The sequence below is a fragment of the Desmonostoc vinosum genome (genome assembly GCF_059505385.1).
This window is the reverse complement of record NZ_JCACKM010000182.1, coordinates 1-12,727: the sequence shown is the minus strand read 5'-3', so window position 1 is coordinate 12,727 and position 12,727 is coordinate 1. Positions and strand designations below refer to the sequence as shown.

General features: G+C 39.5%; 12 protein-coding genes. 6 read left to right on the top strand and 6 right to left on the bottom strand.

Annotated features, from left to right (window positions below):
• Nucleotides 1-199: 199 nt before the first annotated feature.
• From AC5JMF_RS23415 to AC5JMF_RS23395, 5 genes are all read left to right on the top strand, one after another.
• Nucleotides 200-2,473, top strand: a complete 2,274-nt coding sequence (locus AC5JMF_RS23415; RefSeq protein ID WP_495798103.1) for a response regulator — start codon at nucleotides 200-202, stop codon at nucleotides 2,471-2,473.
• A gap of 29 nt (nucleotides 2,474-2,502) precedes the next feature.
• Nucleotides 2,503-5,613, top strand: a complete 3,111-nt coding sequence (locus AC5JMF_RS23410) for a GAF domain-containing protein (protein ID WP_495798102.1) — start codon at nucleotides 2,503-2,505, stop codon at nucleotides 5,611-5,613.
• On the top strand, nucleotides 5,606-7,087 hold the full coding sequence (locus AC5JMF_RS23405; RefSeq protein WP_495798101.1) for an ATP-binding response regulator: 1,482 nt from the start codon (nucleotides 5,606-5,608) through the stop codon (nucleotides 7,085-7,087). The genes AC5JMF_RS23410 and AC5JMF_RS23405 overlap by 8 nt, the downstream gene beginning before the upstream one ends.
• 36 nt (nucleotides 7,088-7,123) lie before the next feature.
• Complete coding sequence (locus AC5JMF_RS23400) at nucleotides 7,124-7,771, top strand: DUF7002 family protein (protein WP_495798100.1); 648 nt, start codon at nucleotides 7,124-7,126, stop codon at nucleotides 7,769-7,771.
• A gap of 158 nt (nucleotides 7,772-7,929) precedes the next feature.
• Complete coding sequence (locus tag AC5JMF_RS23395; RefSeq protein ID WP_495798099.1) at nucleotides 7,930-8,301, top strand: response regulator; 372 nt, start codon at nucleotides 7,930-7,932, stop codon at nucleotides 8,299-8,301.
• 252 nt (nucleotides 8,302-8,553) lie between these two features.
• On the opposite strand, the gene AC5JMF_RS23390 is transcribed toward AC5JMF_RS23395, so the two are convergent.
• From AC5JMF_RS23390 to AC5JMF_RS23380, 3 genes are all read right to left on the bottom strand, one after another.
• Nucleotides 8,554-8,724: a hypothetical protein gene (locus AC5JMF_RS23390; RefSeq protein ID WP_495798098.1), complete on the bottom strand. Its 171-nt coding sequence runs from the start codon at nucleotides 8,722-8,724 to the stop codon at nucleotides 8,554-8,556.
• Nucleotides 8,725-8,745: 21 nt separating this feature from the next.
• Nucleotides 8,746-9,405 carry a hypothetical protein gene (locus tag AC5JMF_RS23385; RefSeq protein ID WP_495798097.1) on the bottom strand — a complete coding sequence of 220 codons (660 nt, stop codon included), beginning with the start codon at nucleotides 9,403-9,405 and terminating at the stop codon, nucleotides 8,746-8,748.
• 367 nt (nucleotides 9,406-9,772) lie between these two features.
• Entirely contained in the window at nucleotides 9,773-10,123 is a 351-nt protein-coding gene (locus AC5JMF_RS23380; RefSeq protein ID WP_495798096.1) for a hypothetical protein, read from the bottom strand.
• A gap of 213 nt (nucleotides 10,124-10,336) precedes the next feature.
• Between AC5JMF_RS23380 and AC5JMF_RS23375 the strand changes: the two genes are divergently transcribed.
• Nucleotides 10,337-10,489, top strand: a complete 153-nt coding sequence (locus tag AC5JMF_RS23375) for a hypothetical protein (RefSeq protein WP_495798095.1) — start codon at nucleotides 10,337-10,339, stop codon at nucleotides 10,487-10,489.
• Between the two features lie 173 nt (nucleotides 10,490-10,662).
• On the opposite strand, the gene AC5JMF_RS23370 is transcribed toward AC5JMF_RS23375, so the two are convergent.
• The 3 genes from AC5JMF_RS23370 to AC5JMF_RS23360 all read right to left on the bottom strand — a co-directional run bounded on the left by AC5JMF_RS23370 (nucleotide 10,663) and on the right by AC5JMF_RS23360 (nucleotide 12,536).
• A complete protein-coding gene (locus tag AC5JMF_RS23370) occupies nucleotides 10,663-10,950 on the bottom strand; it encodes a hypothetical protein (RefSeq protein WP_495798094.1) in 288 nt (95 codons plus the stop codon).
• 90 nt (nucleotides 10,951-11,040) lie between these two features.
• The gene (locus AC5JMF_RS23365) at nucleotides 11,041-11,652 is read right to left on the bottom strand and encodes a CPBP family intramembrane glutamic endopeptidase (protein WP_495798093.1); all 612 of its coding nucleotides are present in this window, start codon (nucleotides 11,650-11,652) and stop codon (nucleotides 11,041-11,043) included.
• Between the two features lie 2 nt (nucleotides 11,653-11,654).
• Nucleotides 11,655-12,536, bottom strand: a complete 882-nt coding sequence (locus AC5JMF_RS23360; protein ID WP_495798092.1) for a hypothetical protein — start codon at nucleotides 12,534-12,536, stop codon at nucleotides 11,655-11,657.
• Nucleotides 12,537-12,727 lie beyond the last annotated feature (191 nt).

Here is a 12,727-nt window from a genome sequence, read left to right as displayed (position 1 = left end):
TAAGCGAAGCTATGCCGCAGGCTTTACGCTGCGCTAACGTAATTCGTAATTAAAATACATAAAAACCAAAAATTATAAGTAATTGTCAGTCTTCCCGATTTCTTCCCGATTGTTTGATAGAAAAGATAACGAGTTAGGAACTATAAATTAAAAAAATTCCCCACTCCCCACTCCCCACTCCCCACTCCCCACTCCTTATATGCGAATTCTATTACTTGAAGATGATAAAGTTTTGGTGGATGTGTTGCTGAAGTCTCTCACTCATCAACACTATATTGTTGATGCTGTCAATGATGGACAAACAGGATGGGAATATGCTCAAAGTGGCAATTATGAATTAATTTTAATGGATGTGGGATTGCCGCTATTAGATGGGATTAGTTTATGTCAGCGGTTGCGTTCTGGCGGTTATTCTACTCCTATTTTACTGATGACTGCGAAAGATGCGATCGCAGACCGAATTCGGGGGTTAGATGCTGGTGCTGATGACTATTTGAGTAAGCCTCTAGATTTAGGAGAACTCCAAGCGAGAATTCGCGCTTTATCGCGGCGCAAAGAGGTAGCACCGACTGCGGTGTTGCAGGTGGGGGAGTTAAGTTTAAACCCCGGTAGCTGTGAGGTTAGCTATCAAGAAAAACCTGTCAAATTAACACCGAAAGAATACAATTTATTAGAGTTATTTTTACGTAATCCTTCACGAGTTTTTACACGTACCCAAATTATCGATCATTTGTGGAATTTTGATGACGAACCACCCTTAGAAGAAAGTGTGAAAGCACATATTAAAGGACTGCGACAGAAGTTAAAAAAAGCAGGTGTAGAAGGCTGGATCGAAAATGTTTATGGTTTAGGATATCGTCTCAATCCCCAATCACAAAGCACTCACTTCGTTGAACAAAAGTACCAAGGATCTGTTAATGAAATGTGGCAGCAGTACCAACATTTGATGGCTAATAGGTTGGCAGTGCTACAATCAGCCGTAGCAGCGGTACAAACTCAAACCTTATCGCCAGAATTACGAAAATCCGCAGGGCATGAGGCTCATAAATTGGCGGGAGTTTTGGGAATGTTTGAGCGGGAAGCAGGAACAAAACTAGCACGAGAAATTGAGCAATTGTTATCAGCAGAAGGTACCTTCGCTTACAACCAATTACCATCTTTAGTAGGAGAGTTAAATAATCTCTTAGCTCTATCAAGTACAGATACAGAATTACAAATTGAAGCTCGATTATTATTAATAGATTCTGACCAAAAAATAGGTGCAGAGTTACAACAATTAGCCCAGTCAGCCGGCACAAGTTGGTATCAGGTAAAAGATTTAAAATCAGCTGCTGAATGGTTACAAAACCACCTCCCAGATTTAGTTGTGCTAAGTATAGATCCAGATTCTCAGTGGCAGGAAAGTTTAACACTAATTGCGGATTTAGCAGCACGTACTCCCTCCGTACCTGTATTGGTGCTTTCCGCTGCCGATCATTTGGCAAACCGGGTAACAGTAGCGCGTGCTGGGGGAGCAGGTTTTTTGGTGAAGCCTTTCGGGGCTGGGCAGATTTGGACTATTGTGTGTCAATTACTACGTCGCAACCGTTCCTTAGCGGTGAGGGTATTGGTGGTAGATGATGATCCGATGTTCTTATCCGCCTTGCGTCCTTTGCTAGAACCGTGGGGTATACGGATGACAGGACTGCAAAATCCCCAGCATTTTTGGGAGGTACTGCAATCTGAGCATCCCGATTTGTTAATTTTAGATGTGGAAATGCCACAAATAGGAGGAATTGAACTGTGTCAGGCGGTGCGTACAGCCCCCTCTTGGCAAGAATTACCGATTTTGTTTTTAACTGCACGTAGTGATAAAGAAACGATTCAACAAGTATTCGCAGCTGGGGCTGATGACTATATTACTAAGCCAGTCATCGGCCCGGAATTATTAACTAGAATCACCAATCGTTTAGAACGGAACCGTCTTTTAAGAGCTTTTTCTACTAAAGATTCGCAGACTGGTATCAGTAATTATCACCAATCTACTAGTGATTTAGAAAACCTACTACATGAATCTGAAACCAATGGTAGTCCGGTTTGTTTGGCAATTTTGCAAGTAGTTCAACTACAGCAATTTAATATCCAATACGGGCATACTGTTGGTAGTCAAATATTACAACGGTGGGGTCGGCTGTTGCAATCGGTGTTTCGTGGTGGTGAGGTACTGGGATATTGGGGTAATGGTGAGTTTATCATTGGATTGCCTGGTTTGAACAAAACAGAGGCAGGCGATCGCCTTTCAGAAATCCTGACTATTTTACGTCAGCAAATATTTACTGCACCAGATAACAGTAGATTTCAAGTCTCGTGTGATTGGACAATTGCAGAATACCCCAAAGAAGGATTAACAATCCAATCTCTTTATCAAACTGCCAATATTATAGCTAAGACTCCGCTCAGCTTGAACCCTGAGCGAAGTCAAAGGGCTAAATAACTTAGTTTATATGTTTAATTCTTAACAAAATGAACAACGATCAAGTCGGTCGAGAACACCAATTGTGGGCAATACTCAGCCGTAACAACGCCCTTTTGAGAGCGCAACAAGAAGCTGCGATCGAAGGAATTTTGATCGTTGATGAAAATCGTCAAATTGTTTCCTATAATCAGCGTTTTTGCGAACTATGGCAAATACCCAATGAGCTAATTCTTGAAGCTGATTCACCTAATTTATTGGCATATATCATCTCTCAATTAGCTCAATCAGAAGCATTTTTAGAGAGAGTTAACTATCTTTATGAACACCCACAAGAAGTTAGTCGAGAAGAAATTTATTTTCGAGATGGACGAGTTTTTGACCGCTATTCTTGTCCAATTGTGGGGAATTGGGAATCGGGAATTGGAGATTGGGGATTAGGAATTGGAGATTGGAACTACAAGAATTCTTCCCCAGTCCCTAGTCCCCAGTCCCCAGTCCCCAGTCCCCAGTCCCCAGTCCATTTTGGCCGAGTTTGGTACTTTCGAGATATTACAGAATACAAGCGACGGGAAGCAGCGCTGCGTTTAATTGTTGAAGGTACAACTACACAAATTGGTGATGAGTTCTTTAACGCTTGTGTTCGTTCTTTAGCCGAAATTCTCCAAGTTCGTTATGTCTTAATTGCAGAATTTTCTTCTGAAGTTCAAGATAAAGTACATACGCTAGCTTTTTGGACTGGAGAAGATTTTGGTGATAATTTTGAGTATGAATTAGCCCCTACCCCCTGCGGGCAACTGCTGAATGGAGAGATGCGTAGATATTGTCATTCAGTACAAGGTTTATTTCCTAAAGACCAATATTTAATAGATTTCGGTGCTGAAAGTTATATTGGTATCCCACTCAAGGATCAACGGGGAACAATTCTTGGATTCATAGCAGCTTTAGATACGAAACCACTATCAGAAAATACTGCTACTGAAGAGTTAATATTAAAGATTTTTGCAGCACGAGCTGGTGCAGAACTAGAACGTAAACTGACAGAAAAAGCTTTAGAAGATCAAGTGAATAGAGCCAATTTACTACGTAAAATTACGCAAAAAATTCGTAATCGATTAGACGCACAGGAAATCTTTCAAACTACAGTTGACCAAGTAGGTAAAATATTTGACGTTAGTCGTTGTTATATCCACAGCTATATTGCTACTCCGCAGCAGTTACCTTTGGTAGCAGAGTATAAAGTATCAAACTATACATTTAAAATAGAGACAGAAATTCCCGTTGATAGTAATCCTTTTATTGAGCAAGTTTTGCTACAAGAAGCAGCTGTTAGTATCCCTGATGTCTATATTCATCCGTTGATTGCGCCATTTAAATATCTTTGCGAGCAATTAGAGATCAAATCAATGTTGGCAGTGAGGACATCCAATTGTGGAGTAGCCAACGGAGTTATTGTATTACATCAATGCGATCGCCATCGTCAATGGACAGCCGCAGAACTAGAATTATTAGAAGCAGTCGCCACACAAGTAGGTATTGCTTTAGCGCAAGCCAAACTTTTAGAACAAGAAAAGCAACAGCGAACCCTCCTTGAGCAAGAAATTCAAGAACGTTTGCGGATAGAAGCAGCATTAGTTGAACGAGTTAATTTAGCAGAGTTAACAGCAAAAGTTGGTATAGCCCTCACTCAAGGTAAAAGTTTATATGAGATGCTGGGCTTGTGTACATCTGCGCTCTATAGTCACCTTGATGTTGCTTTTGCAGGTATTTGGACTGTTAACAAAACTGAGCAAACATTAGAACTACAAATTAGTATTCAAAGGTCTCAATCTAGTAGTACAGATAACTTTATTGTTTTCAGTCAGTCAAGAATTAATACCATTGCAGAACAACGGCAACCTGATTTTACAAATTCGGTGATTAGCGAAACTTGGGTAAGCGATAGCAACTGGATTCAACAAGAAAGGATAGTAGCTTTTGCTGGCTATCCCTTAATAGTTGAAGAAGATTTAGTAGGAGTAATAGCAGTTTTTGCCCATCAACAACTAAGCGAAGTCACTGTGCAAACTTTAGCATCAAATGCGAATGCGATCGCTTTAGGAATTAATCGTTTTTGGACAGAAGCAGATTTACAAAAAGCTAAAAATAAAGCCGAAGCCGCTAACCGGGCCAAAAGCGTTTTCTTGGCAAATATGAGCCACGAATTACGTACACCACTCAACGCTATTTTGGGTTTTTCCCAATTAATGGAACAAGATTCAGCTTTCAGTGCTAAACAAAAAGAGTTTCCATCTATTATTAACCGTAGTGGTAAACGCTTACTTTATCTAATTAACGATATCCTAGCGATGTCTAAACTCGAAGCAGGGCGAACAATATTAAATCCAGCACCTTTTGACTTGCATCTCTTATTGCATCAACTCAAAAAAATATTTCAACCGCAAGCAACGGCAAAACATTTAGAACTGCTATTTAACTTAGCTTCTGACTTGCCTCAATATATTTTTGGGGATGCTGATAAACTACATCAAGTTCTTTGTAACCTTTTAAGTAATGCCATTAAATTTACTGACTGTGGCAGCATAAATTTAAAAGTTAATCAGCATTTTTTGACAACAGAGCAAAACTCATCACTCATTTTATATTTTCAAGTTGAAGATACAGGTAGAGGTATTGCTCCAGAAGAAATGGGCCAGCTTTTCCAACCTTTTGTACAAACTTATCGAGCTAATGAAGCTAGAAGTGGCACAGGTTTAGGGTTAGCAATCAGCTGTGAATTTGTACAATTAATGGGAGGAAAATTGCAGCTATCTAGTGTTGTCGGACAAGGTAGTACTTTTTCCTTTGATATGCCAGTTAGTTTAGTAAATCCGACTCAAATCCAAGACTCTGCCGACAGACAATCACCTCAAGCTAATTCGCCGACATTAGCAGTGTCTCAATCACAATCTTTGACTAGCAAAGACTTAGAAATTATGGCAACAGAATGGATTGCAGCTTTACATCAAGCAGCAATTGAAGTAGATGCTGACTGTATTTTGCGGCTCATCAAACAGATTCCCTGCGAATACACAGCCTTAGCTAGACAACTAACAAATTTGACTCATAACTATGATTTCGATGCCATTATTGATCTGACTAGGGGTAGCGAATATGCCTGAAGATATCAGTAATATATTTAAAGCAGATATTCTAGCGATCGATGATACCCCAGAAAACTTAGCACTCCTTTCCCAGATGCTCAAGGAAAAGGGTTATAAAGTTCGCAGTGTCACCAAAGCTTCAACCGGCTTACGAGGCGCTCAAGCCGCCCCTCCTGACTTGATTTTACTCGATGTGAAAATGCCGGAGATGGACGGTTTTGAAGTCTGCCAGCATCTGAAAGCAGACGATCGCACCCGTGATATCCCCGTAATTTTCATCAGTGCATTAGGAGACGTACTCGATAAAGTTAAAGCCTTTGAAGTTGGTGGTGTAGACTATATTACCAAACCCTTCCAAGTAGAAGAAGTTTTAGCCCGCTTGCAAACGCATCTAACCATCCAACGCCTGCAAACCCAACTCCAAGCACAAAATACCCAATTACAGCAAGAAATAGCCCAACGAGCCGCCGCTGAGGAGAAATTTGCTAAAGCCTTTCGTGCTAGTCCTCATCCGATCGCGATCGCCACCTTAGCAGAAGAACGCTTTTTAGATATTAACCAGAGTTTCTTGAGGATGAGTGGTTACACTCTAGAAGAAATTATTAATCAAACTGTCGCAGATCTTAATTTATGGGTAACAGGAAACTATACTCAAGCTATGCAATTACTATTAAAAAATGGTTCGCTGCATAATCAAGAATGCCAACTTCGTACCAAAACAGGCGAAATTAGAACAGTATTACTATCAATAGAATTAATAGAACTGGCTGGAGTTAAATGCACTTTAAATATTATTAATGATATAACCGAACGTAAACGCTTAGAAGATGAATTTATTTCCCTAGTTAGTCATGAATTACGTACCCCAATGAATTCTATTATTGGTGCATTAGACCTGTTAGGTACACAACAATTAGGAACTTTAACCGCAAAAGGTCAGCAGGTAATTAGTATTGCTATCAATAACACCGAACGCCTCATCCGATTAGTCAATGACATCCTCGATTTAGAGCGGATGAAATCGGGTAAAATTGCCATGCAAAAAGTCAAATGCAACACCGCTCAATTGATGCTGCAAGCAGCCGAAGCAATGCAACAAATGGCAGAAACAGCACAAATTACCTTAATAGTTGAGCCAACTAATATTGATTTATGGGCAGATCCAGACCGGATTTTGCAAACCTTAACAAACCTTTTAAGTAACGCAATCAAATTTTCTGAACCTGGTAAGACTATCTGGTTACGTAGCAGCTTACAATCAGACCACCTGCAAATTACAGTACAGGATCAAGGGCGAGGAATACCTACTGATAAACTGCAATTAATCTTTGAGCGTTTTCAACAAGTGGACGCCTCTGATTCTCGTAAAAAAGGAGGTACAGGTTTAGGACTTTCTATTTGTCGCAGTATCATCGAACAGCATCACGGTAATATCTGGGTAGAAAGTATTTTAGGTCAAGGTAGCACTTTTTATATCAATTTACCTTGCTGAGTATGTATTAAGAGGGAACAGGGAACAGTTATCACAATGAAACTACCCGATCGCGTCTACCATTTGGCAGAAGCCGCCAACTGGCCGTCCATCCAACATCACGGATTGTTCTGTGCCAGCAAGCTTCTAGATCTCGCCGGACTAACTGGAGCCGAACGTGAGCGTTTAGAGCGAAGACAGCGGCTGGAACACACCGAACTTCCCAACGGGGTGCAAATCCGCGATCAACGACCGATGCTGCCAGCAGCGCTAGAATCTTGCCTGGTTGACCTGACGCCAGCTGAGTGGTACGCCTTGATCAACACCCGCGTGTTTTTCTGGCTTGACCCAGATCGGCTGAATCGGCAGCGGGCCGCGTGCGAACCGCGTCCACAGGTGGTACTAGTCATTGATACAGCCAAATTGGTGTCTATTTACTCTCAGCAAATAGCCGTTACTCCAATCAACACTGGTAATGCTCGACGTCGCCCAGCTCGTCGCGGCACTGCCACCTTCGTCCCGTATCCAACATGGGTTGAGTCGGGGTGGACAAGCGAGGCCAAGGCATTAGGTACACCCGAACGGAAGCGATCGCATTTTCCAGCTGAATTGACAGTAGTAGAAGCGGTTCCAGACGTGATGCAATTCGTTATTAGCGTATGCGATTTGTCACCAGGTCAACCATTCACCCCTTTAGACACCTAACCAGGCTTAACAAACAGAGCGGTTAAAAAATAATGATTTTCCCTGATTTATATCAAACCCAGGATTAGTTACTTGTCATTCTCCCGGTCACTGAGCGAAGTCGAAGTGCATCTCCCTCATCCTCCTACTCCCTACTCCCCACTCCCCACTCCCCCATCATGAGTAAATGTATCTTAATAGTTGACGACGAAGAAGATGTTAGAGCATTGATTCAGCTTGGTTTAGAAATGAAAACAGACTGGGAAATACTCAGTACTAATTCCGGTGCAGAGGCCATTAATATAGCAATAACTAAACAACCTGATGTCATTTTGTTAGATTTAATGATGCCAGATATGGATGGTCGAACAACATTACAAAAACTAAAAAATGAACCAAAAACTCAACATATTCCTATAATTTTGATGAGTGCAAAAGTGAAATCTTCAGTTGAAGAAAGCTTCACTGATTTAGATGTAGCAGCCATATTTACTAAACCCCTACGTCCTTTGAATTTGCCAGAGCAGATAATTGAAGTTTTGGGTGAGTAAATGATGGGCGATATAAATAGGTGAAAAATTTTTGGTTTAATTTTATGGAGGTTATTCGCGGTTTTCAGAACCCCGACTTCTTTGAGAAATCGGGGTTGTTGTTTATTGGGTTGAACGAAGTGAAACCCAACATTACCAAGGTTTTTGGCGTTGGGTTTCGTTCCTCAAACGCCACTTCACTCAACGGGGGGAACCCCCGCACGTAAGTAGCTCCCCAACCTATATTTGCATCAAATTTTTCGTAAATTGGTATCAGATACAAGAGACTTCTTGCAAAAATACTTGAACCGTCAGAGACTCAAGTCTCTGCCTAATAGCAAAAGTCCGTTGAAACGGACTAAAAATACTGTTATTAGTCGGTTGAAACCGACTTGAGTTATCAGCCAGAAAATTTATTTTCTGGCGAGTATCCGACTTTTGCAAGAGGTCTAAGGTATAAAATAATTAAAGATAGTTCCTGTAAACACCTTTAAACATTGAAACAACCCAATTGATCATGAAATCTCCTGTACATCCATAACCGAAGTTATTCCTCATTGCACTGGTCACTTCATTAATTAAAAGGTCTTGAGTTACACCTGCCAAATTATTACCTTGAAGTATTGAAGAAATCCCTGTAATTACTCTAGAAGATGTTTGGTTAGGGATATTTTCTTTTTCAAGGCTACATGTTAAAGCAGTTTCAGTAAAAGCAATAGCAAACTTATTGCTAGGACTTACATAATTTGCATACAAATGATATTGAGATGCTTGTGAACCAGCATTGATTATCTTGATAAACGCATATCTATCTTCATTAAAAGTTGTCGTGACAACTAACTCTGTTTGCGACCCCTGATTATCTCCTTTAGCTAGTAGAGTCCCAGAATAGTCATATACATAAATATCAACATCCGAACTACGGCTATTATTTTTGAGTGTAAAAACCCCAAAAGTATTAGCGGGAACTTTATACCTATAGTAAGTAGAACCTTGAGAATCTAGTGTTTCTTGGTAATATCTATTATCTTGATGCTCGAATGTAGTCCATTCCTGTGCATTGGCAATACCTGGAGAAGTCATCCATACAGTTAATGCTGTCATACCTGCAAATAATTTCTTCATTTCATTATTTCCTAATCAACACTTTTTGTGGTTTCATCTCATTCACAATATATATACGTACTAAAGTCACACCGTACTGCAACACCTAAAGACATTTTTCTTGAACTTTTTATTAGTCTTACTAAAATAGCGATCGCAATACAGGCTTAATCCTTATATGCTGCGGACTAAACCCATATTGTAAAAAACTCAAAAGCATGAAAATATTTTTCTCAAATTCCTCATTAAGGAATTTACATTGCTATAACTTAAGTGCAATTATTTTATTTTTAAATTTTGAATTATTAAATAATTAAAAATATAAATATTATCTATAGGGTGCGTTACGTTATCAATAACACACCCTTGATTTTTGGAACTTCACTTTTTAGAAACTACAATTAGATTCACAGACAATCTTTTCCTGCTTTTGACCAGCACCGTAAAATGTAATGTTGTGAACAGTGCCACCAAGCCCAAATAAACCGCGTCTAGTCAAGTCAATATGAACTTGGAGTAGCTGAGTGACTTCGCCGTTGATTTTTGTAAAAGCTGATATTTGACACGCTTGACTTTTTGATTGGGTAGACTGAATCGTAATAGGTTTGGAAATTCCTCGTCCTTTGAAGCCGTTCACTTTGAGGCTTGCAGCATAACAGTGGGTAGTTGAAACAAGTGACAGTGCGATTGCACCACCTACGAAGGAAAAACTTGCTAGCCTCTTTGGTAGCTTAGACATAAATTTCAGTATTTAATTTCTTAATTACGAATTACGAATTACGAATTATTTAAGTAAAGTTAGTCTCCAGTTGATAAGTAATAGTAATTTTGACAGCCATGACAAGATTTATAAATATAACTCAATGGCTGCCAAATTATCACAAAGCTATACTTTACTTCTGACAGTCGTAACTATGACAGTCCCCGTAAAAAGGAGCGATCGGTTGAACAGTTGGTGCAGGAGAGTATTCTGGTTGAGGCTGATAGTTGCGTTCGCTTATTTCCCGATCCCGCTGTTGACTCAAATCAGATTGTTGTTGAGTTTCGTCATAGCAACCAACAAGCGCGATCGCAACTAAAGCAAGAGTTGATCACCGAATTATAAATTTCATAGGGTTATTCGATAGTTGATTTTTCATTTTGGTAATTCACCTTGGTAATTACAGGGTCAAATAAGCAGTAATCTTGTATCTTTCACAATCTATATACGAACTAGACTCACCCCTTGCTGCAAAAGACTTAATTTTTTTGAGTTTGATATCAATTAAATCTACTTTCTTATTGCGCTGCTTTACTTTTTCCAGCAATTGCAAGACCGACACCAATGGAACCAAAGATTCCAGCAATTATAAAAGAGTTAACCATTGTATCTTGCTTTCCTTTCAATTCTTGCTTGTTGAACTCTTCATAACCTGTCACTTCACTAATTGTTTTATTAACTTGACCTCGACTGTCCAACTGATTTTGAAATTGAATTATCTGAACAAAACTTGCACCTCCAACAATTAGAGATATGATTGCGATCGCAAAGAGTACCCCTCCAGCAATAGTCATCATTTGTTTCATGATCTAGCTCTCTTGATTTATCCTTTACAACGTAGGTACGTACTGGAGTTCTCCCGTGCTGCAAAAAACTCAAAAAATTTTTCTTGAGGCTTACACCAGTCCAAAGAAAATAGCGATCGCACCCAGTAATGAGTGGCTAATTATGACACTATATAAATTCCGATACTTTACGTAGTGATAGCCCCAAAAAATACCAATAATGAATGTGGATATAAGTGTAGGTAAGTCTCGATAGATGAGATGAACAGAACTATATAATATAGCAGAAAGTATAATTTTAAACCAAATTTTCAATTTTACTCTCGAAAAAATACTGAATAAAAAACCGCGATACAAAAACTCTTGTACAGGAGAAGACACACCAACAAAGAAAAGGTAAAAAATCCATTTGTATGCAGAGTTGTCGATGCGTGGCCCTTGCATCATATAGTAGGTGAACATGAGCAAAGCAGAAGCCAAAGTTGGTAAGGCGATCGCTTTGAGCGCAGTTCCCAGACGTTGTTTAGTAAATCCTAGTTCGACAAGAGAGAATCGATATAGTCGAGCGATCGCAAAAATTGCTACAGCTGCCAAAACGAGAAGATAAAATCGCGCCTGAAAAGGAATTAAGTTTAAATAAATTAGTAGAACGGGCAAGATGTATGCAAGGATTACAATCAACATTACTTTTTGCCGTTCTTTGCCGACTAACTTACTTTTCATCTTCACTCGTCTCCAACGCCATGATCAATCAACCGCACGAACAAGAAGAAAAATAAAGCAGCAAAGAAAATGCTACTTGCAAACCAGGGAGTCAGGGGATTAGTGCTATTCATTCCAAACAAGTGATCAATGAGAGAAACACCAAACCAACTACCTATAAGCGTCAAAGTGAAACTAACGAACGAGAATGACAATAAAATAGGCTGATATTTTTTGGTGGCACTTCTTTTGATGCTGCTAATAGTTGCCGGAAATATGATAAAAATAATTGGGTAAAGAAGAACATTTAGTCCGGCTACAGCACCTTTAAATTCAGGTGAAAATAACAAGCTTTTGGTATGCTCTACGCTATAGTTTTGAAAGGGCAGCCACAACAGAATACCTAGCTCACATATGACGATATACATCAAATATTTATTCTTGTTAAATATAGAATCTGGTTTCAGCCAAATTGTCATCACAAGTGCCAGAATCTGAACACCGCAAGTAATAATGGCAATAAAGTTTAAGGCGTAAAACAATCGACTGATTGAAAAGGCTTGAGGGTTGTGTCGCCAAACTTCAAAGGAAGTAGCAATCCGCAAAAGTCCTTGAAATCCCGCAATATTATCTAATGTATGAAGACGTTTTATAACTGGCTCTAATTCTGATTTCTTTAGTGTCAAATTTCCTGCAACATCGAAAATCTGACGACTATCAAAAATTTCTGGGGGAATTTTAAAGATTTCTGTTTTTGGAATGTTCCACTTTATGTAAAGTTGGGAAAGTTGCTGTGGAGAAATTGTCGTCGTTGCATCAGGTTTGAACTCGATTAATAACATGCGATCGCCTGTCAGTTCAAAAAACAGTCCCCCCAATATGAAAAAAACAGTTAAGCATGTCAAATATATGAATGGGCGTGTCTTGACGCGAATCATGCAATGCGCTCTGTAAGTTGCGTATAGAGGCATCCAAAGAAACAAAGAAGGGTAAACTACCATATGAGGGTAGAGTCCGGCGTAAAGTGTTAAGGTTTCCCAACCGTTCTGTAAAACCTACCCAAAACTACCTAAGTCTAGACGAAACTGGACATTAG

Coding starts and splice junctions, on each gene's coding strand:
- AC5JMF_RS23395 (WP_495798099.1), top strand. CDS start 7,930: ATGAGTAAATGTATCTTAATAGTTGACGACGAAGAAGATGTTAGAGCA.
- AC5JMF_RS23385 (WP_495798097.1), bottom strand. CDS start 9,405: ATGAAGAAATTATTTGCAGGTATGACAGCATTAACTGTATGGATGACT.
- AC5JMF_RS23365 (WP_495798093.1), bottom strand. CDS start 11,652: ATGAAAAGTAAGTTAGTCGGCAAAGAACGGCAAAAAGTAATGTTGATT.
- AC5JMF_RS23400 (WP_495798100.1), top strand. CDS start 7,124: ATGAAACTACCCGATCGCGTCTACCATTTGGCAGAAGCCGCCAACTGG.
- AC5JMF_RS23415 (WP_495798103.1), top strand. CDS start 200: ATGCGAATTCTATTACTTGAAGATGATAAAGTTTTGGTGGATGTGTTG.
- AC5JMF_RS23370 (WP_495798094.1), bottom strand. CDS start 10,950: ATGAAACAAATGATGACTATTGCTGGAGGGGTACTCTTTGCGATCGCA.
- AC5JMF_RS23410 (WP_495798102.1), top strand. CDS start 2,503: ATGAACAACGATCAAGTCGGTCGAGAACACCAATTGTGGGCAATACTC.
- AC5JMF_RS23380 (WP_495798096.1), bottom strand. CDS start 10,123: ATGTCTAAGCTACCAAAGAGGCTAGCAAGTTTTTCCTTCGTAGGTGGT.
- AC5JMF_RS23405 (WP_495798101.1), top strand. CDS start 5,606: ATGCCTGAAGATATCAGTAATATATTTAAAGCAGATATTCTAGCGATC.